Consider the following 20,573-nt stretch of genomic DNA (forward strand, 5'->3'; position numbering starts at 1 on the left):
AAAGCGCCCCCCTAAATGCGGCCGGTCTGGCCGCGATGCCTCAAATAATGATCCGCGATGGCGCATGCGACCATCGCTTCGCCGATCGGTACGGCACGGATGCCGACGCAAGGGTCGTGCCTGCCCTTGGTCATCACATCAACCTGCTGGCCATCGGCATCGATGCTGCGGCGCGGGGTCAGGATCGACGAGGTCGGCTTGACGGCAAAGCGGGCAACGACCGGCGCGCCGCTCGAAATTCCGCCCAGTATACCGCCGGCATGATTGGAGAGGAATATGGGTTTGCCGTCATTGCCCATGCGCATCTCATCGGCGTTCTCCTCGCCGCTGAGCCTGGCCGACTCGAAACCGTCGCCGATTTCAACGCCCTTCACGGCGTTGATCGACATGAGGTAGCTTGCAATATCCTGATCGAGCTTGGCATAGACCGGCGCGCCAAGACCTGCAGGCACATTCTCCGCGACAACCTCGATGACCGCACCGATCGACGAGCCCGCCTTGCGGATGCCATCGAGATAGGCGGCAAAGGTTTCGACCGAGCCGGCATCGGGTGTAAAGAACGGGTTGTTGTCGACCTCGGCCCAGTCCCAGCGAGCACGGTCGATCGAATGTATCCCCATTGCGACCAGCGCGCCGCGCACCACAAGACCCGGCACGACTTTGCGCGCAATGGCGCCGGCAGCGACGCGCGCGGCGGTCTCGCGGGCCGAGGAGCGCCCACCGCCGCGATAGTCGCGAATGCCATACTTCACATCGTAGGTATAATCGGCGTGGCCGGGGCGATACTGGCGGGCGATATCGCCATAATCCTTGGAGCGCTGGTCGGTATTCTCGATCATCATCGAGATCGGCGTTCCCGTCGAGATCATGGTGACGCCGTCATCCTGCAACATCACGCCCGAGAAGACCTTGACCTGGTCAGGCTCGCGTCGCTGAGTCGTGTACTTCGACTGGCCTGGCTTGCGCTTGTCGAGATAGGCCTGGATTTCGGCTTCCGTGAAGGAAATTCCCGGCGGACAGCCGTCGACCACGCAGCCGAGCGCTATGCCGTGGCTCTCGCCCCAGGTGGTGACACGAAAAAGATGACCGAAGGTATTGTGCGACATGTGGTTTACCCGCCTTTGGGAGGCGTTTTATGAGTGTTTCCTCCCGTGGTCAAACCCGTCGCTGCTAAATTCTCAATGCGGTGCGGATCCTTATGCTCCCGCGATTGCTTTCGCCGGCGACGGTTTCGCCGCCGACGAAAAGATCTCGGAAACGGATCAGTCCAAAGTCACGCCTGTGCTTTTGACGATGGGCTCCCATTTGGCGATTTCCGCCTTCACATGGTCGGCAAGCGCTTCCGGCGTCGATCCGACGATCTGCGCGCTGAAATCGTTCATGCGCGTGATCAGTTCGGGATTGGTGAGCGCGGTATTGGCGGCCTTGTTGAGGCTGGCGACAATCTCAGGCGGAGTGCCCGCAGGCGCAAACAGCGCATTCCAGGTATAGGTCTCATAGCCCGGCACGGTCTCGGCCACCGTCGGCATATCCGGGAAGGACGGCGCACGTTCCTTCGTCGTGACGCCGAGGCCCTTGAGCGACTTCGCCTTTATATGGGCCGAGGAGGACGGCAGATTGTCGAACATGATCGAAACCTGATTGCCGAGAAGGTCGTTCAAGGCCGGACCTGCGCCCTTATACGGAATATGCTCCATCTTCACGCCGGCCATGCTCTTGAACAGCTCACCCGAAAGATGCAGCGGCGTACCGTTCCCGGATGAAGCATAGGAGTACTTGTCGGGATTGGCCTTCAAAAGATCAATGAGTTCCTTGACATTGTTGACGGGCAGCTGCGGATTGACCACGAGCACGTTGGGAACGACGACAAGAAGCGAGACCGGCGCGAAATCCGTCACCGGGTCATAGGGCTTTGTCTTCAACATGAGCGGATTGAGCGCGTGGGTCGCAACGGTTCCCATCAGGATCGTATAGCCATCGGGATCGGTCTTGGCGACGCGAGCCGCACCGAGATTGCCACCGGCACCGCCGACGTTCTCGACGATCACCTGCTGCCCGAGCGATTTCGACATATTGGCTGCGACGAGGCGGGCAACGAGATCGGTGGATCCGCCGGCGGCAAAAGGCACCACCAATGTAATGGCCCGCTCCGGAAATGTCTCGGCAGCTGCAGGCAATACCGATGCAACGATCGAACCCGCGGCAAGTCCAAGAACAGTGCGTCTGTTAAACCCCATGAATATCTCCTCCATAATCCCGGTTGATTTAATGCATATCGTAATCATCAAAACATAACGGCGCGCAGGGATTACGCAATAAGACTTATGGCGGTATGAAGGACTTAAGCGCGGTAAAGGCGTCTTCTACAAGGCTGTCGAATCCGGCCGGTGGCCGTAATGCGATCAAAATCGCTAAATCATCGTCGAGTGTACTCGAAGTACCAATACAATTGCGCCGCTCATGGCGAGCAGCGCTTTCCTGGGTTCCAGTTGTTGCTTACTTATCGAGATCCTGGGCCATCATCAGATGATGTTCCAAGGCCGGCTCTGTCGTAGCGGCCCACGACTTAAGGTCGGGATTATCGCCGCCCTCGCCGTAGCGCTTGAATAGGTCCACTGCGTCCTTGTGCGCCGAAACCTGATCGGAGTGATACTGCTTGGTGAAATCCTCACCTTGCAGACCGTTGAGCTTATCGAGCGTGCTTTTCTGCGCTGATGTCATTGCCGTCGGGATTGAGGCCTAGACATTCCCGCTGTCAACCAACTGCTTCAACTCCGCCGACGTCTTCTGATGGTCCGCGATCATCTGCTTCGCGAAAACCTTGGTAGGATCGTCAGCCCGTTCCGCGGCGAGCTTACTGGACTCGATTTCAAACATGTCACTGGTGGCAGCTTCCATAACGAAATCTTCCGTTTTGGGCGCCACCCCGATCAGAGAGTTGACGCCGGTCTTTTCAGCCGCCGTCTGGGCAAACGTCGGCGTTGACATCATTAACAAGGCAACAGTCACTAAAAGCTTGTTCATCTGGGTTCTCCTTTGCACTGAGCGAACAATGCGGGGTAGAGAACACTGTTCCAAGCACGCAAGCCGATGCCAGCGCGCTCGAGTTGGACAATTCTGCCGTTGTTACGATGGTGCTGGGCCTCTTCCTGATCGGGTTCGCGTCAATAAAAGGCGTAGCGACCGAACCTTACCGCCATGGCGCACGATGGACATGAGGCTCTCCGGGCGATTCTAGGATCGGCTAGTTGCCATTCAGAAAACGAACCAAATCGACTAGCGCCATGCTCACGGTCGCGGCGGTGGCCACAACGGCGAGTGCCCTTTCGGGGAAAGCAAGTCTGCCAACCGTGCTGACGCGTTTGCCATCCCAATATAAGTGGCCGGTATCCCTGTGAACGCCGATTTTTCCAGAACCATCAATTGTCAGAGGCTCTACGCCGGTCGGCCAATGCGTGGGCATATCGTCGCTCATTCTTTTCTCCTCTTATTCAGGAGTAACCAATCGCGTCCCTGACCGCAAAGCAAGAGGCCTGCTCTCGGGCGTTTGTAGTCAACGCCTTTAGGCCTATCGCTGCGGCTGTGTTGTCGGGGTGGTGACGTTGCTGGCCGGCCTACCGCAACCAAATCAGCACGGCGACAAGGTGACATTCTGCATGCCGTAGCACGGTGAAGCCTGAGCGCATTACGAGGTTTATCGCAGGCCCCGCCCGTTCTGATCCATCAGTCCCGCCAAGTGCGGGGCTTCCTATATCTTGGCGTGCTTCAGAATATCATTGATCTTGCCCTGCCAGCCTTTGCCGGTGGCCTTGAACTTGGCGATGACTTCTGGCTCCAAACGAAGCGAAATCTGCTGACGAGGGTTGTCGACAGCCGGCCGGCCACGCGAGCGCTTGATACTTTCTGCCAGGTCGGGAAAAGCCTCTGCAAAAGGCTTCGCCTGGGCGAGTTCTTCGTCAGTCGCTTCTGGTGCATCGGGATCGCTGGCGATCTGGCGTTGGATTTCGGCCTCTTCCTCCTCAGTCAGAGGCTTCGCATCTTTAAACTTGGTACCCATTACAGGCTCCTTTCTTTCTTACTGGCGTGGCGCATCGAGATAATCGTGAATGCCTCCGAACCAAGCGGGCGAAACACGACGGTAATGATCAATGCGCCCTTGAAATAACCGATGGTGCTTTCCTCAAGGCAGGTTGGCATCCTAACCGTGTCGTGACCTCGGTGGCCACGTGTACCAGCGGGCAGATTCAACCCTATCGCTTGTGCGCTCGGAAATAGTGATACCTAACGAGATGACGACCGGTGCGACCGCTGACGCCTTCAACGCGATAGCAGATCCGCTGCTCACCGAGCGTGTCAACGCAGCGCTGCGAAAGCTGATGTCCTGATCGAATGCCGGCGGAGACACAAAATGCCCCCCCGCATAAGGTTCCTGCGAGCGAGCAGGCCGGGCGGGTGTAGATTCCTTCACGGAATTCCCGAGTATCGCAAGCGTCGGCGTGACGGTTCTGATTTCAACAAATCTACCGCAGATTCGCAATTCTTTTGCCACAAATCTTCGCTCTAAGTGTGCGCGTCGCCCGACCACCGATTTGATAAAGAGGATTCGAAAATGCGCTTCTTTGTAGCAACATTCATGTTTATTGCCTCCCTGCTCCCGGTCGGTGCGCTTGCGGACGATGCACAAGGGACAATCACCAAGATCGACGAGGACAATTCGACGATCACGCTCGACGACGGCAAGGTCTATAAATTGCCGGGCGAGTTCGATCTTAGCGTCATCGAGAAGGGTATGAAGGTCACGTTGATGTTCGACGTCGTCAACAAGGAACGCTTCATCACCGATATCGAAGAAACCCAGGAATAATCTGGGCTAGAGCCAGGTAAGCTTGCCGTGCTCAAGGCGCAGGATGTGATCCTGCGTAATGGCGAGGTTGGCCGCGTCGTGGCCATCCAACCCGTTGATCATCTGGAAAATGGTGCGAAGACAGCCGCCATGCGTAACGCACACGGTCGGCCCCTTCACCTCGGACAGCCAGCTCGCCACGCGGATGCCGAGCATCGCATAGCTCTCGGCTGTTGGACCGGGCGGCACGAAGGTCCACTTGTTGCGCGCACGTTCCTCGACAAGTTCCGGCGTCTTCCTGGCGATGTCCTCGATCATATAGCCCTGCCAGTCGCCGAAGCTGACTTCCATCAGGCGCGGATCGGTGTGGTAGGCAGCCGGATCGACACCCATTCGGGTGCGGATGCGCTCCATGGTCTCGCGCGTGCGGCGCAACGGACTCGCAACGAAATCGAATCCTGCGCCGTCGCCGATGAGCGACTTGATCAGATCGCCGTTGCGGTCGGCTTGAGCGCGGCCGCGCGCATTGATATCGATATCTTCCTGCCCCTGGATTCGCTCCGTCACATTCCAGTCGGTCTCGCCGTGACGCGAGAAATAAATCAGCGTGTCGGGCGGGATCACTGCGATGCTCAATCTTTCACGACGGAAATGTCAGGTGCGTCCACGGCTTTCATGCCGACGACGTGATAGCCGCTGTCGACGTGATGCACTTCGCCGGTGACCGAGCGGGAAAGGTCGGAAAGGAAATAGAGACCGGCGTCGCCCACTTCCTCGATGCTGACCGTGCGGCGCAGCGGCGCATTGTACTCGTTCCACTTGAGAATATAGCGGAAATCGCCGATGCCTGATGCGGCAAGCGTCTTGATCGGTCCGGCGGAAATGGCATTGACGCGAATATTGTCGGGGCCGAGATCAACCGCGAGATATTTGACGCTCGCCTCGAGCGCGGCCTTGGCAACGCCCATGACGTTATAGTTGGGCATCACTTTTTCGGCGCCGTAATAGGTGAGCGTCAGGATGGAGCCGCCATCTGTCATCAGCTTTTCGGCGCGCTTGGCAACTGCCGTCAACGAATAGACCGAGATCAGCATGGTCTTGCTGAAATTGGCTTCGGACGTGTCGACATAACGGCCGGTCAATTCGTCCTTGTCGGAAAATCCGATGGCGTGCACGAGGAAATCGAGCTTGCCCCATTTCTCTTCGAGAGCTGCAAAACAGGCATCGATGGTCGCGGCGTCGCCGACATCGCAATGGCCACAGAGAAAAGCGCCGAGTTCCTCCGCAAGCGGCTCGACCCGCTTCTTCAAAGCGTCGCCCTGATATGTGAAAGCGAGTTCGGCGCCAGCGTCATGAGCCGCCTTGGCAATGCCCCAGGCGATGGACCTGTTATTGGCCACGCCCATAATCAGGCCCCGTTTACCCTGCATCAAACCGGTTTTGGCGGTCATATACCAACCCTTCATGAGACTTATGATCGATGTGCGGTATCGCACAGCCCGCGCCGGGCTTCAAGCATGCTCTCAATGTCGTTTTGGTTTTTCAGTTGCCGGATTCGCGCAGGAATGCTTCGAGCGCCGGATCGCGATTTTCGGGCAGCATGATGCGAACATGAACGAAGAGATCGCCATGTCCCTCGCCCTTTTTCGGCAAACCCTTGCCCTTCAGCCGCAAAACGCGGTCGGAGCTCGTCCAGGGCGCGACTTTGACCGCCACGCGGCCATTCAACGTATCAACTTCCTGGCGCGATCCGAGAACGGCATCGCGCAGCGATACCGGCAGTTCGACATGGATGTCCCGACCATCGACGCGGAACTCAGGGTGCGGCTTGAAACGGATCGTCACCAGAGCATCGCCCGCGGTGCCGCCCAATACTTCCTCGCCCTGACCCTTGAGCCGAATCGTCTGGCCGTTCTCGACGCCGGTAGGCAATTTGATCGCAAGCCGCTTGCCGTTCGGAAAAATCGCCTCGACCTTCTCGGCACCCGCGGCCTGCTCGAGCGTGATATCGATGGTTGCCTGGAGATCAGCGCCCTTGCGCGGTCCAGCGCGGCGCGCGCCGCCGAAGCCGGCGCCACCCATGCCGGCGCCCTCGCCGAAGAGGCTGCTCAATATGTCTTCCGCCCCGAAGCCGGAATTGCCGGCCGTGCTCGAGCGGAATTCGAAACCGCCCGGCCGATGGCGCGCACCGCCGAAACCGGCGAAAGGATCGCCCTCGCCGCCACCAAAACCTTCAAAACCATGGGGAGCGCGCTGCTTGCCTTCCGCGTCAATCTCGCCGCGATCGAACTGGCCCCGGCGCTCCTTGTCGCCGACGATTTCATAGGCCTGGTTGATCTCGGAGAAATTTGCCTGCGCCTTCGGATCATCCTGATTCTGGTCGGGATGGTATTTCTTGGCGAGCTTGCGAAACGCCGATTTTATTTCTTCTGGCTTCGCCGTCTTGGCGACGCCCAACACGCTATAGGGATCGCGCATGTGTCTGCCTTTCCTCGCACAAGCGAGATGTCCTGGGATTCCGCAGCTATATGCTCATGAATAGGAAGAAATTCCAGAGTTTGATGCAAAAAACTACGAAAACAGCTCAAAGCTTGCAACCGCTTACATAGGGGCGAACGATTTCAACGTCCACTGGCCGCCATTTTGCATGCACGTCTCGCCCTTATAGAGCATGACCCCGTCGAACGACTCGCGCGATGTCTGGAATTCGCGGCAAAGCTCTGTCTCGTTCTTCTTTTCGGCAATAGCGGTGATGGTGCCCTGGCTGCCGGTTTCCGGGTTGGACCACGGCACGGGTTTTTTGCCCCACTGGGTGAAATTAAGCGCGGATACGATATTGCGGACGGTCGTCTGATCGGACGATCCTTTCGCATCGACGGCTTGCGCCGGAGCGACCGAACCGGTCACCGCTGTCTGGTCCGGAACCGCCTTCTCGATACTGAAACCCTTCATGGCACAGCCCTGGAGCAAGCCAAAGACGACGATGATCGCGGAGCCTTTAAAGAGCCCGCCTGCACGCCGCCAATCTGCACGGAATTGCTTGCTACCGGAACGTGGAAACGCCAAAAACATGCCTTTCTCTAACAGGGTCAATTCGAAATGACTATGGGACTATGGATTAAATGAAGTTAACAACGGATTACCCACCCATGGAACGTTATCAAATCGTTAGCTTTCGGGTATCCAAGTCAGCTTTGAAAAACGTGCCGGTTTTCTGTGGAAAGCTCTTTTGGAAAGCGAGAGAGAAGCATCACCTGGACGCGAACCATGACAGGCGTGCACCGACCTCGGTTGCGAGGAGCAACCCACGAAACGAGGTGTCTGCACGCCCCTCATATTCCATCGAGCAGGAATTGAAACGTGCTGGCGAATCCCATGAAGGCGGCCATGATCACCCATAGCTCCCTCATGAAGCCAAGCCCGATGAGTTGGCCAGGTCCCTCGTACCCGGCAGAGTATTGGATATCATGCAGTTGAAGCTCGGGCGTTTCGGCAAGGACTTTGGCGATAAGCTGATATTCCGCAGCGTTGGAGAAATATTGGCAGTCGTTGATGGCTGTGTCGACTTTCTGCTTAAGATCAGAGAAAAATTTGAAGTGCAGCAGAACACCGTATATCGGGCCGAAATTGCGCTTGAACGGCCGGGGCTTGTGTATTCCACGAGACAACGAACTCTCACTATCCCAATAGGTAAGCGGGTATTTTATCAGCTGGTTCGACAAGCCGAACTTCCTGCCTCGTAAACCGCCCTTTATCGACCATCCCGAACTCGCCTGTCTGATAACATACCCGGTGGCATCAAACTGGTTTGCTATCTCCCAGGGCGGAACATCATCGGAAAGGTTCGCGCATGAATGCTCCCCCGGATATAAGTCGATCATGGGGGCGGCCATTCTAAAATGTTGCTGGATAGAAAGATGCGCAGCAACGTCAGTAATCGGTTTCTGATAGCAATCCTGATAAACAAGATACTCATCTACATCCAGATTGAGGTACCACCGGTTCTGACCATAGTGGTTGAAAATCCATTCCCTCCACAGGATCGAGCGTTGAGCGTCCGCGTATCTAACCGTCGACCGCCAGAGGTCGACGTCATTCTGGGCGGTTAGATATTCGACGGTTCCATCGCAGGATTGGTCGTCAATAACGATAAAACGCGCCACCCCGAGCTTTCTGTAGTGCGTCAGAAACGAACCTAGAAACTTCCTTTCGTTTCTGACCGGCACCACAACTGCAATGTCACTGTCCGTATACTGTGACGTCGCTGTCGCGATCTGATGCATTCCAAGTTGGCTTGACAGGAGAGGAGCAGCGTTTCGCTCTTTGAGCCACGTGCGGACCGCCGCCAGAAAACCACGGTGCCGAAGTCCGATGGAGTTGCGCGAAGGATAGCATGTGTTGTTCAACGAGGCGTCCTCAACTCCAGAATGTTGTGCGGGCGGTTCACGCAAACACTTGCGGCGCCACACTCAATAAATGTAACTGATTCGAAAATGTTTCATAAATAGGCCGAGGAATCGGTTCATTAACGTCCCGTCGCAGACCTCAAGCGCGCTCACGTGCCATCTTATTTAGCTGGAAGCCAGGTGCCGCTTGCCATGCAGGGCATGGAGAAGGTAACAAAATTCGAAGACTCTAACCGGAGTTGAGGATACGCCGTCAAGCGACCTCGGCACCCGTCTTCGAAACCTAGGGAATGATCAAGACCCATGACGTCAACAGATGACTTCACTGAGAATTCCGAGCCATTCGCCCTCTTCGCGGAATGGCTGGGGGATGCCACCAAAACCGAGCCCAACGATCCGAACGCTGTCGCGCTTGCGACCGTCGATGCGGACGGTCTGCCGGACGTGCGCATGGTTCTCTTGAAAGGGTTCGATACACAAGGCTTTGTTTTTTATACGAATTTTGAAAGCCGGAAGGGCGAGGAAATCCTCGGATCGATGAAGGCTGCCATGTGCTTCCACTGGAAGTCACTGCGCCGGCAGGTGCGTGTACGCGGCCCGGTCGAAATCGTCAGCAAGGAAGAGGCCGACGCATATTATGCCACGCGGCCGCGTGGCAGCCGCATCGGCGCATGGGCATCTAAGCAGTCGCGACCGCTCGAAAGCCGGTTTGCGCTGGAAAAGGCCGTGGCAGAATATACGGCCCGCTACGCGATCGGCGAAATCCCGCGTCCCGACCATTGGTCAGGTTTCCGGATTCGCCCGACATCCATTGAATTCTGGCACGACCGGCCATTCCGCCTGCACGACCGCGTGGTCTTCAGCCGCGACGAGCCAGCCGGTGACTGGAACAAGACGCGGCTCTATCCCTGAGCTGCGTTCAGGATCTCGGCTCTAGCCTTTCTTGCGGCTGAGGAAGGCCATGAACGCCGCCCGCGCCTCGTCCGACTGAAGGCGCTCGGCAAAGAGCTTGGCCTCGAGATGGATACGGTCGATGGTTTCCTGCCGCGGCATCCGCAACAGATCGCGGGCAATCTGCATCGCCTGCGGCGGCTTGGCGGCGATTTCGGTCGCCGCCTTCAACACGGTCGCCTCAAGTTCGTCTGTCTCCACCAACCGGTAGATCAGCCCGGCTTCCTTCGCCTCGACCGCATTCAGGCCATCACCCATGGCGAGAAAGGCAAAGGCGCGTTGCTGACCCATCAGAGCCGGTCCGAGCAGGCTTGATGCCGCTTCCGGGACGAGGCCGAGATCGACAAACGGCGTCTTGAAATAGGACTGTGGTGTAGCGAAGCTCAAGTCGCAATGAAGCTGCAGCGTCGATCCGACACCGATGGCAAGGCCGTCTACGCCCGCGAGCAGCGGCTTTTTCGCATTGGCGACCGCTACGAGAAAGTCGATGACCTCCGTGCCCATTTGGCCCGTGGTGGCGAAGGCCATGAAGTCCTGCAGGTCGTTACCGGAGGAAAATGCGCCAGGCACGCCGAAAAAGACATTGGCGCGGATGTCTGGATCGCTGTCGCTGTCGGCAATTGCCTTCAACATCGCCGCATACATTGTGCGTGTCAGCGCGTTCTTCTTGTCGGGTCGATTCATGCGAATGACTTGAACCGCGCCGTGGCGCTCGATCTGTATATGCTCCGACATATCGGTCCCCTGTTAAGAAAGCGTCGTGCGCGCGGCGAGCAGGCTGGCGGCGCCATGAATGACGCGGTCCTTTAGCGCCGCCGTTTCGGCGAGAATATTTTCGGCGAAGAATCGTGCAAGTGCCGAGCGCCCGGCATTGTTGCCGCCGACCGCTGCCTTGGCGAGATAGGCCGCGCCCGCGGCAAGACCGAAGAGCCGCAGGAAGGGCGTCGCCCCCGCAAAGGCGTCGCTGACCCTCCCCTCGGCGATCGCCGCCTGCAGCCAGGTACCCGCTTCGGCAAGATCGTCGAGGCCGCCAAGAAGGCGCTTTCCGGTCTCGCCAAACCCGATGCTGTTCGAGGCGTTGACGGCTTCGGCGATTTCTCGAAGCTCGGCGATATAGCCGGCGAAATGCTGGCCGCCGGCAAGCGATAGTTTGCGCTGGACAAGGTCTATGGCCTGAATGCCGTTGGTGCCTTCATAGATTGGCGCAATGCGCGCATCACGCAGCAGCTGTGCGGCGCCCGTCTCCTCGATATAGCCCATGCCGCCATGAACCTGGATACCGATTGACGCAACGTCTACGCCTATATCGGTCGAGAAAGCCTTGGCGACGGGGGTCAAGAGATTGGCCCGATCGGACCAAAACCGCGCCTCATCGCCTTCGCCGGTCTTGGCCATGTCGATGGCATGAGCACAGGCGTAGGCTATTGCGCGCGCGGCACCAGTCAGGCCCTTCATCGTCAATAGATTGCGCTGGACATCGGGGTGCTCGACGATCGGACTCATGCCTTCGCCCTTCCAGCCGGGCGCTCGCATCTGGCGGCGGTCCTCGGCAAAGGCGAGCGCTTTCTGATAGGCAGTCTCGGCAACAGCGACCCCCTGTATCCCGACCGCAAGGCGGGCGTTGTTCATCATGGTGAACATGCAGGCGAGACCGCGGTTTTCCTCACCGATCAGCCAGCCGACCGCACCCGGCTCGCGGCCCTTGGCAAATCCGTCCCCGTAGATCATCGTGCAGGTTGGCGAGCCATGGATGCCCATCTTGTGCTCGACGCCGCCACAGAAAACATCATTGCGGGCCCCGAGCGAACCGTCCTTGTCGAAGAGGATTTTCGGCACGAGAAACAGCGAGATACCTTTCGTTCCCTGCGGGGCGTCGGGAAGCCGGGCGAGGACGAGATGGACGATGTTGTCGGTCAGGTCGTGCTCGCCATAGGTAATGAAAATCTTGCTGCCGAAAATGCGATAGGTGCCATCCTCGGCGCGTTCGGCGCGCGTGCGCAATGCGCCGACATCGGAGCCGGCCTGCGGCTCCGTAAGGTTCATCGTGCCCATCCATTCGCCGGAGACGAGCTTCGGCAGATAAAGCTGTCTAAGATCGTCGGCCGCATGCGCTTCCAGCGCCTCGATGGCGCCAAGGGTCAACGTCGGGCCAATCCCGAATGCCATGGAGCCCGAGTTCCACATCTCGAATGTTGCAATGGCAAGCATCATCGGCAGGCCCTGCCCGCCGAACTCTTCGGGGCCGGTCAAGGCGTTCCAGCCGCCGCCGATCCACTCGCGATAGACTTCCTTCCAGCCGGGCGGGGTCGTCACTTCGCCATCCTTGAGCGGGGTGCCATGCTTGTCGCCGACTTCAAGCAGGGGCGCGACGCGCGTCGAGGCAAAACGCCCCGCCTCTTCGACAATGGCATCGACAAGGTCACCCGAAAGGTCGCCGAAGCGGCCCTGTTCCAACGCGGCGTCAAGACCGGCGGTTACTCTGAGCGTGTAGATAATTTCCTCGACGGGCGCGCGGTACATGTCACGTCTCCTCATGCGTGATGGCAGCGGGCGCACATTGCAACCGCATCAGGGCGCAAGCAAGTGTATTTTTACGTAAACGTAAGATATTTGGAGAAGGCGCTTTCGCTTCGTGATGGGCGCAGCGGGTGCAAAATCGGTGACTAACCAAATATTAACCGCGATGCGGCGACCATCCTTGGTTAGTATGGGTTTGATCGCACCGTGTGAAGGATTTCCGTTTGACGATCCGCGTGCCCAGATTTGCCATTGCAACGGTCCTCGCGGCCTTGTTTCTCGGCGACCCGGCGCAGGCGGCATCCGAATTCACCACCCCATGGTCGAACAAGGCGCGCGCCATCGTCCTCGACGGCTACGAGCACAATTCCTTCAATCTCGTTGAAATCGCCAAGGACCCCAGGATTGCGGCGTTCATCCACAAGGGATCGGACGGCCTGCCGGCAAACTACCAGTGCAAGCGCATTGCCGATGCCATGCAGCAGGAGCTGTGCAAACGCATCTGGCGCAACTATGCAGTCTCACGCGAGCTTTACCAGACACGCCGGATTCTGGCGAAGGCGCTGGGGTTAAAATGGGGCGCTTATCATCTCGCGCGCCCGGGCAATCCAATCGAGCAGGCAAACCATTTCGTCGATTATGCCGAACCGAGCGACGACGAACTCGTCGCCATCGATATCGAAGAGAACGATCCGTCGAAGTTCATGTCGCTGCAGGATGCGGAGATTTTCGCCGAGCACATCAAGTTCAGGATCGGGCGCTATCCGGTCCTTTATACGAATGGCACGACCGCGCGTTACATCGCCGACCATCGCCTGGAGCTTCCGATCCTGTCTCGCCTGCAGCTCTGGTACGCGCGCTACGAAAGCGATATCGCGCCGCATTTTCCCAAAGGCAACTGGCGCGATTACGCCCTTTGGCAATTTACCTCGCCGAGCAACTGCAACAAGCAGAAGTGCCCCTATCGCCCGGCCGGAACCAACCGCGACATCGACGTCAACATTACCGATATGACCGTGGCGCAGTTGCGGCGGGCGTGGCCGTTCGGCGAACTGGTTGATGCGATACCGCCTGACGACCTGCCGACGCCGGGCAATCGCCCTTCGCCGCGCGACGATATATTGATGGCAGCGGCACAGCCGCCGCTTATTGATTACCGTCGCCTGAAGGAAATGACGGTAACGTTGCACGCCGCCGCAGCGAACTTCCTTGCCGAAGCCTCGACACTGCTTGAAAGGAATGACCCGCGCACAGGCAAGGTCGACCAGTCTATAACAGCTTCGATCTCGCTGAAGGGGGATACCGACGAAAGGCTGAATGGCCTTTCGGCACGCAAGGCGACCGTGGAGCAGTTGTGGACGAGCCTACGCGAAGCCTCCGAGCCGGCGGCACCCGACCAGCGCGTCGTGGTAACCCATTACTGCTTCAAATACTTCGTGCCGAAGTCCAGGCAAACGATGGAAGGGCAGCTTGCTGCGCTCGAGCCCTTTCTATAGGGCGACCGTCTTCTCGCGCTCGATGGCTCGCCAGCCGATGTCGCGCCTATAGAAGCCCTCCGGCCAGTCTATCTTGGCAATGGCAGCGTAGGCTGCGGCCTGAGCCTCCGCCACGGTACGGCCGCTTGCGGTTACGTTCAGTACGCGCCCGCCATTGGCGACGAGTTCGCCGTCTTTCTCTGCCGTTCCGGCATGAAATATCTCGACGGATCCGTCGGCAGCAGCCGAATCGAGCCCCCTTATGACGCTGCCCTTTTCAGGCGCTGCCGGATAACCCCGCGCGGCCATGACAACAGTCAATGCAGGTTCATCATTCCAGCGCACCGAAACCTGCTCAAGCATGCCGTCGGCAGCGGCCTTAAGCAGCAGCAGCAGATCGTCCTTCAAGCGCAGCATCAGGACCTGCGTTTCCGGATCGCCAAACCGCGTGTTGTACTCGATCAGCTTCGGCCCGTCCTTCGTGATCATCAGGCCCGCGAAGAGAATGCCGCTGAACGGCGCGCCGATTTCCGCCATGCCGCGCATAGTCGGCTCGATTAGTTCGCGCATCGTCCGGTCGATCATCGCCTGCGGCATAACCGGGGCGGGCGAATAAGCACCCATGCCGCCGGTGTTGACGCCGGTATCGCCTTCGCCGACGCGCTTGTGATCCTGGGCGGTGCCGAATGGAAGCGCGGTCTTTCCGTCACAAAGGCAGAAGAAGCTTGCCTCCTCGCCATCGAGATATTCCTCCACCACGACCTCGGCGCCGGCACCGCCAAAGGCTCCGGAAAAACAGGCTTCAACAGCGTCGAGCGCTTCCTGCAACTCGAATGCCACCACAACGCCCTTGCCGGCGGCGAGACCATCAGCCTTGACGACGATCGGCACGCCCTGTTGCCGGACATAAGCCTTGGCGGCATCGGCCTGCGTGAAACGCTGGTAGGCGCCGGTCGGAATATCGAAACGGGCGCAAAGGTCTTTGGTGAATCCCTTCGAGCCTTCAAGCCGAGCCGCAGCCTTGGACGGACCGAAAACCAGAATGCCGGCGGCGCGAAGCTCGTCGGCTATGCCGGCAACCAAAGGCGCTTCGGGTCCGACCACGACGAAATCAATGGCGTTTTCCTTGCAGAAAGCGACGATCTGCGCATGGTTGGCGGGGTCGAGCGCGACGCACTCCGCGACCTTGGCAATGCCGGGATTGCCCGGCGCGCAATAGAGCCTCGTCAATACGGGCGAGGCCGCGATCTTCCATGCCAACGCGTGTTCCCGGCCACCGGACCCAATAAGCAGGACTTTCATCGACATCGTGCTCCGCATGTTTACGAGTTGCCGTGTCGGTATGGCCTTGACGCTTGAGGGTCAAGCACCTCGCGCAAATTTGCCCGGAAATACGTCTATAATGCTTGACTGCATCGCTGCCCACTGCAAGGTCAGGCCATGACTTCAGAGAAAGACACGATCCAGTCGACACAATCGCGCGGCCGCGTATTCGATGCGCCGTCGGGCCATTGGGTCTATCGCACGCTTCCGAACTGGCTGTGGCCCTATGCCCAGCTAGCGCGTTGGGACCGTCCCATCGGCTGGTGGCTTCTGCTTTGGCCTTGCTGGTGGGGTGCGGCACTCGCCGCCAGCGCTGGCGCAAAGGTGGGCGACCCGGTGTGGTCGGTTCTGCCCTCGCCCTATCACCTTGTTCTGTTCCTCGTCGGCGCCATCGCCATGCGCGGCGCCGGCTGCACCTATAATGACCTTGCCGATGAGGATATCGACAACAAGGTGACGCGCACGCGCTCGCGGCCACTGCCCTCGGGACAGGTGACGCGCAAGCAGGCCAAGGTTTTCCTCGTTCTGCAAACCCTGGTCGGATTGGCGGTGCTGCTGCAGTTCAATCGCTTCACAATCCTGCTCGCCATCGCATCGCTGGTGATCGTCGCGATTTATCCGTTCATGAAGCGAATCACCAATTGGCCGCAACTCGTGCTCGGGCTTGCCTTTTCCTGGGGCGCTCTTGTCGGCTGGTCGGCGCATTTCGGCGCGCTCGCGTGGCCGGCTGTCCTGCTTTATGCCGGATCGATCCTCTGGGTCATCGGCTACGATACGATCTACGCCCACCAGGACAAGGAAGACGACGCGCTTGTCGGTGTGCGCTCAACCGCACGCCTTTTCGGCAACCGCACGCGCGAAGCGCTCATGATCCTTTACGGAGGAGCGCTGGCGCTGTTTCTCTGGGCCTTTGCCATGGCGGAAGTGCCGATGCCAGCAGTCGCCGGCCTACTGGCCGCCGGCGCGCATATGTACCGGCAGATCATGACCCTCGATATCGAAAACCCTTCAGAGTGCCTGCGCCTCTTCAAGTCGAATAGCGTCGTCGGCTGGCTGATCTTCCTCGGCCTCGTCTTCGGCGGATTGTGGACCGTGGTCAAGCCGATGTTCTGATTGCCGGGGCTCCGGCCTATCTGGAGCCCTGGGCAATCACCTCCTGGCCCCCGATGACCAATCGCAGTCCGAGATCGCCGACCTTGCGCCGGGCGAGGAACCTTGGCCGGCGGCGACGAGGCTCGCGGCCCTGCCGGCGCTCCTTCGGCGCGGAAACGGTCACAGGACCGATGCTCTGTTCGAGCTGCCGCGCAATACCGTCCTCCTCGACCAGCATCATCGGCAGGGCGAACAGCGAGGACCAGGCGCGCCAGTCGGCGGCGATGTCGTTGAGGTCGTGGGCGACCAGCAGAGGTACGGAAAGATGTGGGTCGGTGTGCATGAGTTCGAGCGTGACGGTGATATCGCCGAGTTCGTCTTCGGTTGCCCGCGCGGTAACGCCCAGAAAGGCGCAAGCCGGCAAAGCCAGCGAGACCGGCAAATGGCTCGCCGGCAGCAGGCGTTTTACCACCGCGCCGCGCTCATGCAGCGTGAAAGTGACATCGCCGCGGTCATCGCGCGTGGCATAGGTGACCGTTTGTGGCAGGTGGAATGGATCAAGCCGGAACTCCCGACCTGCCCAAACCGGCTTGGCTCCGGCTTTGTTCATGTGACGCCTTCTGTCGATCCTGAGAGCCGGTATTCCGGTCATCTCGTTTTATTTCCCTGTAGAGCGGACCGTTTTCGGTCTCGTATGGGGAAACAATAGGCGCCGACTCTGCCAATCCCGCTTAATGAACGGGGTTAACTCTTTCTCATCGCGAAGGATGGTTATCGAAAACCAACCGGCTCCAAGATTTTGGTAAGGCGGATGAATGAAAGGTTAGGGATACAGCCATGCACTGGGCGTCTCCCCCTGGGCTGCCGCCCATTCCAAGGGTGAAGATACTTTGAGGCTAAAAGCCAAAGCCCGGTAGGTCCTGCACCGAGGGCGATCCCAGCTTAAATGCGCTGGGAAGCTAAAGCACCTTGCCCGGGTTCATGATTCCGGCCGGATCGAATGCCTTCTTGATGCGGCGCATCAGGTCGAGCGCCACCGGTGATTTCGTCTCGGCGATTTCCTTGCGCTTCAACTGGCCGACGCCGTGCTCGGCGGAAATCGAGCCCCGATAGGCGCGGACAATATCGTGGACCCGTGTGTTCACCTCGACCCAGCGCGCTAGAAACGCCTCCTTGTCCGCACCAACCGGCTGCGAAATGTTGTAGTGGAGGTTTCCGTCGCCCATATGGCCAAAGCAGACGATGCGCGCGCCAGGAACAAGATCGAGCACAGCTGCATCGGCCTCGGCGATGAATTCGGGAATGCGGGCGACTGGCACGGAAATATCGTGCTTGATCGATCCGCCCTCGGGCTTCTGGGCGAGCGACATGGCCTCGCGCATGTGCCAGAAGGATTTCTCCTGCGCCGTGCTGTCGGCAATCGTCGCATCTTCGACGAGACCGGCCTCGTAGGCTTCGGTGAGGATCGCCTCGATGGTCTCGCGCGCATCCTCGGCGGAACGTGACGAGGATATATCGATGAGGACATACCATTGGTGGACGCCCTGCAGCGGATCACGCACGCCATCCGTATGCGCGACGGAGAACTCGACCCCGATGCGCGGCATCAGCTCAAAACCGGTGAGCGACGGTCCGGCATGGCTTTGCGCTATCGCCAGCAGTTTCAATGCATCCTCGGGGCTAGCCATCCCGGCATAGGCGACGCCCTTGCCGCGCGGCAAGGGAAAGAGCTTCATGACCGCCGCAGTGATCACGCCAAGCGTTCCTTCCGCGCCGACGAAGAGGTCCTTGAGGTCGTAGCCGGTATTGTCCTTCTTGACATAGCGAAGGTCGTTGAGAATCTCGCCGGTCGGCAACACGACTTCGACGCCGAGGCAGAGTTCACGCGTATTGCCATAGGCAAGCACGGCCGTACCGCCGGCATTCGATGAAAGATTGCCGCCGATCTGGCACGATCCTTCTGAACCGAGCGACAGCGGAAACAGCCGGCCTTCGCGTTCCGCTGTCTCCTGCAATGTCTGGAGGATAACGCCGGCTTCGACGATGGCAAGGTTGCCTGCCGGGTCGATGGAGCGAATGCGGTTGAGCCGCGAAAGCGAAAGGATCACCTGCTGTCCGCTGGCATCGGGCATCTGCCCGCCGACGAGCCCGGTATTGCCACCTTGCGGCACGATCGCCGTACCGGTTTCGGTCGCGAGTTTCAGGATCGCCGCGACTTCCTCGACGGTCGAGGGTCGCAGGACCAGCACTGTCTTGCCGCCAAATTTTTCGCGCGGCTCGATCAGGTAGGGCTCGATATCGTGGGCGTTGCGCAGCGCATTGCCCACGCCGACGATGGCGGAAAAGCGCGCAAGAAGATCAGGCGTCAAACTCATTTTATCTCATCCATTTCAGCAATTGCCGCGTCACGGGGTGCGGCGGCACGAACAAGCCGGTCATTGATCGCTTCGCCAAGTCCCTCGAAAGGTATGGGCTCCACGGCGATCACCGGACGTTTCAGGCGATCGAGGCGCTTCATGAAGTCGAAGAGGTTGGCGGCCGCCTCGCGCAAGTTCCCCGTCTCGCTGAGATTGAGGGTGGCACTGGCATTTTCAGCCTTTTGGGCACGGCTCGGCCCGAATGCCAGCAGTGCCTCACCTTCCCTGACCTCATGCACGTTCAGCCTCACACGCGCCGAGGGCGCATAATGCGAAGCCATCATCCCTGGCGCCTCTATCGCCGCACGCTGATCAATGCGTTCGAGCTTGGTTCCTATGACGGTCTCGATGTCTTCAGCAGCGAGGCCGCCCGGACGCAGCAGAGCAATGCGCGTCCCGTCGACCTTGACGATGGTCGATTCCAGGCCGACCTCCGAGGGGCCGGCATCGAGAATGAGGCTGATCCGCGCGCCCAGATCCTCGTTGACCGCTTCGGCGCTGGTGCCGCTGATCTTGCCGGAGGTGTTGGCGCTTGGCGCGGCAAGCGGGTGGCCGAGCGCCGCGATGATCTTGCCGGCGACGCCGCGCGGCATGCGCAGCGCAATCGTGTCGAGACCGGCGGCAACGAGGGGGTGAATGGCGGTATCGGGCTTGAGGGGCAGAACGAGGGTGAGTGGCCCCGGCCAGAAAGCATGCATCAGTCGCCGCGACAATGGATCGATCACAGCGTAGCGTTCGGCCATGTCGATATCCGAAACATGGCAGATCAGCGGATTGAAGTGCGGCCTGCCCTTGGCTTCGAATATGCCGGCGACAGCGTCGCCATTGGTGGCATCGGCGGCAAGGCCATAGACTGTCTCGGTCGGAATCGCGACGAGCTTACCCTCGGCGAGCGCACTGGCTGCCGTTCGCACTGCCTGATCGTCTGTCTTCAAAATCGTCGCCAAGGCGCTCTCCGATACCGGACTTGCCTACACGATGCCGCTATCGCCTCGCAAGTATCGGCTGATGAACACGCCGAATGAGTTCATGCGTAAAATTGTATCGATCCGAATCAAGGCTTGGCAATAAATCGCTGTTAAAGCTGGCTTTTAACAAAGAAACGTCACGGGGTAAGGACGAAAATGCTGCGCCAGACCATCGCTGCCACCGCCATTATCATGCTAATGGCCCCCGCTTACGCAGGCGGCTCCATCGACGTTGTGAGCGGATCGGCAACGCCGAACTCGATCTCCTATGTGGGTTTTGACAGTTTCGACGCAACCGGCAACCCGATCTGCACGCCTTGTGAAGCACAGCAGTTCGCGGAAGCAGCACGACTGAAAGCCTATGCCGAGCGGCGCGAACGGTCGCGGCAATATATGGCGCGCCTGCAGGGCCGCGAAGTTCCAGCTTCTACGGCAACCGCCGCCGCTCCGGTATCTGCCTCGCCGATTGCAGCGAATGCCGCCGAACTCGTGGCGCCCGGCGAGCCAGTGCCGCAAAGGGCACTGGCTGATGTGGCGGACACGCCGCTGCGCACAGGCCTGCAGTGAACGTAGGGCGCTCC

General features: G+C 59.3%; 20 protein-coding genes and 1 pseudogene. 5 read left to right on the top strand and 16 right to left on the bottom strand.

The window, feature by feature from the left end; genetic code table 11:
• Positions 1-11: 11 nt before the first annotated feature.
• The 5 genes and pseudogenes from aroC to BR48_RS0103810 all read right to left on the bottom strand — a co-directional run bounded on the left by aroC (position 12) and on the right by BR48_RS0103810 (position 4,057).
• Entirely contained in the window at positions 12-1,106 is a 1,095-nt protein-coding gene (gene aroC, locus BR48_RS0103790) for a chorismate synthase (protein ID WP_027230087.1), read from the bottom strand.
• A gap of 156 nt (positions 1,107-1,262) precedes the next feature.
• Positions 1,263-2,237 carry a tripartite tricarboxylate transporter substrate binding protein gene (locus tag BR48_RS0103795; RefSeq protein ID WP_155810804.1) on the bottom strand — a complete coding sequence of 325 codons (975 nt, stop codon included), beginning with the start codon at positions 2,235-2,237 and terminating at the stop codon, positions 1,263-1,265.
• 259 nt (positions 2,238-2,496) lie between these two features.
• Positions 2,497-3,024, bottom strand: a pseudogene (locus BR48_RS23720) (DUF4142 domain-containing protein).
• 220 nt (positions 3,025-3,244) lie between these two features.
• Positions 3,245-3,475, bottom strand: a complete 231-nt coding sequence (locus BR48_RS0103805; RefSeq protein ID WP_027230089.1) for a hypothetical protein — start codon at positions 3,473-3,475, stop codon at positions 3,245-3,247.
• Positions 3,476-3,748: 273 nt separating this feature from the next.
• The gene (locus BR48_RS0103810) at positions 3,749-4,057 is read right to left on the bottom strand and encodes a BrnA antitoxin family protein (RefSeq protein WP_027230090.1); all 309 of its coding nucleotides are present in this window, start codon (positions 4,055-4,057) and stop codon (positions 3,749-3,751) included.
• 552 nt (positions 4,058-4,609) lie between these two features.
• Between BR48_RS0103810 and BR48_RS0103825 the strand changes: the two genes are divergently transcribed.
• Positions 4,610-4,864 (top strand): DUF1344 domain-containing protein, encoded by a 255-nt coding sequence (locus BR48_RS0103825; protein WP_027230091.1) that lies wholly within the window; start codon positions 4,610-4,612, stop codon positions 4,862-4,864.
• Positions 4,865-4,870: 6 nt separating this feature from the next.
• Here BR48_RS0103825 and BR48_RS0103830 read toward each other — a convergent pair whose 3' ends face one another.
• The 5 genes from BR48_RS0103830 to BR48_RS23725 all read right to left on the bottom strand — a co-directional run bounded on the left by BR48_RS0103830 (position 4,871) and on the right by BR48_RS23725 (position 9,249).
• Complete coding sequence (locus tag BR48_RS0103830; RefSeq protein ID WP_244506729.1) at positions 4,871-5,473, bottom strand: histidine phosphatase family protein; 603 nt, start codon at positions 5,471-5,473, stop codon at positions 4,871-4,873.
• Between the two features lie 2 nt (positions 5,474-5,475).
• Positions 5,476-6,294, bottom strand: a complete 819-nt coding sequence (fabI, locus tag BR48_RS0103835) for an enoyl-ACP reductase FabI (protein ID WP_027230093.1) — start codon at positions 6,292-6,294, stop codon at positions 5,476-5,478.
• A 91-nt stretch (positions 6,295-6,385) separates the two neighbouring features.
• Positions 6,386-7,321 carry a J domain-containing protein gene (locus tag BR48_RS0103840; RefSeq protein WP_027230094.1) on the bottom strand — a complete coding sequence of 312 codons (936 nt, stop codon included), beginning with the start codon at positions 7,319-7,321 and terminating at the stop codon, positions 6,386-6,388.
• Positions 7,322-7,444: 123 nt separating this feature from the next.
• On the bottom strand, positions 7,445-7,915 hold the full coding sequence (locus BR48_RS0103845) for an RT0821/Lpp0805 family surface protein (protein ID WP_051614516.1): 471 nt from the start codon (positions 7,913-7,915) through the stop codon (positions 7,445-7,447).
• Between the two features lie 260 nt (positions 7,916-8,175).
• Complete coding sequence (locus tag BR48_RS23725) at positions 8,176-9,249, bottom strand: glycosyltransferase family 2 protein (protein ID WP_155810805.1); 1,074 nt, start codon at positions 9,247-9,249, stop codon at positions 8,176-8,178.
• A 303-nt stretch (positions 9,250-9,552) separates the two neighbouring features.
• Here BR48_RS23725 and pdxH point away from each other — a divergent pair, with 303 nt between their 5' ends.
• Positions 9,553-10,161 (top strand): pyridoxamine 5'-phosphate oxidase, encoded by a 609-nt coding sequence (gene pdxH, locus BR48_RS0103855; protein WP_027230096.1) that lies wholly within the window; start codon positions 9,553-9,555, stop codon positions 10,159-10,161.
• A 21-nt stretch (positions 10,162-10,182) separates the two neighbouring features.
• On the opposite strand, the gene BR48_RS0103860 is transcribed toward pdxH, so the two are convergent.
• The gene (locus BR48_RS0103860) at positions 10,183-10,935 is read right to left on the bottom strand and encodes a crotonase/enoyl-CoA hydratase family protein (RefSeq protein WP_027230097.1); all 753 of its coding nucleotides are present in this window, start codon (positions 10,933-10,935) and stop codon (positions 10,183-10,185) included.
• A 12-nt stretch (positions 10,936-10,947) separates the two neighbouring features.
• Complete coding sequence (locus BR48_RS0103865) at positions 10,948-12,720, bottom strand: acyl-CoA dehydrogenase family protein (protein ID WP_027230098.1); 1,773 nt, start codon at positions 12,718-12,720, stop codon at positions 10,948-10,950.
• 221 nt (positions 12,721-12,941) lie between these two features.
• Here BR48_RS0103865 and BR48_RS23730 point away from each other — a divergent pair, with 221 nt between their 5' ends.
• Complete coding sequence (locus BR48_RS23730) at positions 12,942-14,213, top strand: GH25 family lysozyme (RefSeq protein WP_081815830.1); 1,272 nt, start codon at positions 12,942-12,944, stop codon at positions 14,211-14,213.
• On the opposite strand, the gene purD is transcribed toward BR48_RS23730, so the two are convergent.
• Complete coding sequence (gene purD, locus BR48_RS0103875; protein WP_027230099.1) at positions 14,208-15,494, bottom strand: phosphoribosylamine--glycine ligase; 1,287 nt, start codon at positions 15,492-15,494, stop codon at positions 14,208-14,210. The two genes, BR48_RS23730 and purD, sit on opposite strands and share 6 nt — an antisense overlap.
• A 138-nt stretch (positions 15,495-15,632) precedes the next feature.
• On the opposite strand from purD, the gene ubiA reads away from it, so the two are divergent.
• Positions 15,633-16,628 (top strand): 4-hydroxybenzoate octaprenyltransferase, encoded by a 996-nt coding sequence (gene ubiA, locus BR48_RS0103880; protein WP_027230100.1) that lies wholly within the window; start codon positions 15,633-15,635, stop codon positions 16,626-16,628.
• Between the two features lie 16 nt (positions 16,629-16,644).
• Here ubiA and BR48_RS0103885 read toward each other — a convergent pair whose 3' ends face one another.
• The 3 genes from BR48_RS0103885 to BR48_RS0103895 form a co-directional block, all read right to left on the bottom strand.
• The gene (locus BR48_RS0103885) at positions 16,645-17,217 is read right to left on the bottom strand and encodes a DUF6101 family protein (RefSeq protein WP_027230101.1); all 573 of its coding nucleotides are present in this window, start codon (positions 17,215-17,217) and stop codon (positions 16,645-16,647) included.
• Positions 17,218-17,566: 349 nt separating this feature from the next.
• Entirely contained in the window at positions 17,567-18,982 is a 1,416-nt protein-coding gene (locus BR48_RS0103890) for an FAD-binding oxidoreductase (protein ID WP_027230102.1), read from the bottom strand.
• Entirely contained in the window at positions 18,979-19,962 is a 984-nt protein-coding gene (locus BR48_RS0103895) for an L-threonylcarbamoyladenylate synthase (RefSeq protein ID WP_245273377.1), read from the bottom strand. The genes BR48_RS0103890 and BR48_RS0103895 overlap by 4 nt, the downstream gene beginning before the upstream one ends.
• A gap of 186 nt (positions 19,963-20,148) precedes the next feature.
• Here BR48_RS0103895 and BR48_RS25405 point away from each other — a divergent pair, with 186 nt between their 5' ends.
• Positions 20,149-20,559, top strand: a complete 411-nt coding sequence (locus tag BR48_RS25405) for a hypothetical protein (RefSeq protein ID WP_051614517.1) — start codon at positions 20,149-20,151, stop codon at positions 20,557-20,559.
• Positions 20,560-20,573 lie beyond the last annotated feature (14 nt).

It is taken from the genome of Phyllobacterium sp. UNC302MFCol5.2 (assembly GCF_000686005.1).
Classification (GTDB): Bacteria; Pseudomonadota; Alphaproteobacteria; order Rhizobiales; family Rhizobiaceae; genus Phyllobacterium; species Phyllobacterium pellucidum.

Coding starts and splice junctions, on each gene's coding strand:
- aroC (WP_027230087.1), bottom strand. CDS start 1,106: ATGTCGCACAATACCTTCGGTCATCTTTTTCGTGTCACCACCTGGGGC.
- BR48_RS0103795 (WP_155810804.1), bottom strand. CDS start 2,237: ATGGGGTTTAACAGACGCACTGTTCTTGGACTTGCCGCGGGTTCGATC.
- BR48_RS0103805 (WP_027230089.1), bottom strand. CDS start 3,475: ATGAGCGACGATATGCCCACGCATTGGCCGACCGGCGTAGAGCCTCTG.
- BR48_RS0103810 (WP_027230090.1), bottom strand. CDS start 4,057: ATGGGTACCAAGTTTAAAGATGCGAAGCCTCTGACTGAGGAGGAAGAG.
- BR48_RS0103825 (WP_027230091.1), top strand. CDS start 4,610: ATGCGCTTCTTTGTAGCAACATTCATGTTTATTGCCTCCCTGCTCCCG.
- fabI (WP_027230093.1), bottom strand. CDS start 6,294: ATGACCGCCAAAACCGGTTTGATGCAGGGTAAACGGGGCCTGATTATG.
- BR48_RS0103840 (WP_027230094.1), bottom strand. CDS start 7,321: ATGCGCGATCCCTATAGCGTGTTGGGCGTCGCCAAGACGGCGAAGCCA.
- BR48_RS0103845 (WP_051614516.1), bottom strand. CDS start 7,915: ATGTTTTTGGCGTTTCCACGTTCCGGTAGCAAGCAATTCCGTGCAGAT.
- pdxH (WP_027230096.1), top strand. CDS start 9,553: ATGACGTCAACAGATGACTTCACTGAGAATTCCGAGCCATTCGCCCTC.
- BR48_RS0103860 (WP_027230097.1), bottom strand. CDS start 10,935: ATGTCGGAGCATATACAGATCGAGCGCCACGGCGCGGTTCAAGTCATT.
- BR48_RS0103865 (WP_027230098.1), bottom strand. CDS start 12,720: ATGTACCGCGCGCCCGTCGAGGAAATTATCTACACGCTCAGAGTAACC.
- purD (WP_027230099.1), bottom strand. CDS start 15,494: ATGAAAGTCCTGCTTATTGGGTCCGGTGGCCGGGAACACGCGTTGGCA.
- ubiA (WP_027230100.1), top strand. CDS start 15,633: ATGACTTCAGAGAAAGACACGATCCAGTCGACACAATCGCGCGGCCGC.
- BR48_RS0103885 (WP_027230101.1), bottom strand. CDS start 17,217: ATGAACAAAGCCGGAGCCAAGCCGGTTTGGGCAGGTCGGGAGTTCCGG.
- BR48_RS0103890 (WP_027230102.1), bottom strand. CDS start 18,982: ATGAGTTTGACGCCTGATCTTCTTGCGCGCTTTTCCGCCATCGTCGGC.
- BR48_RS25405 (WP_051614517.1), top strand. CDS start 20,149: ATGCTGCGCCAGACCATCGCTGCCACCGCCATTATCATGCTAATGGCC.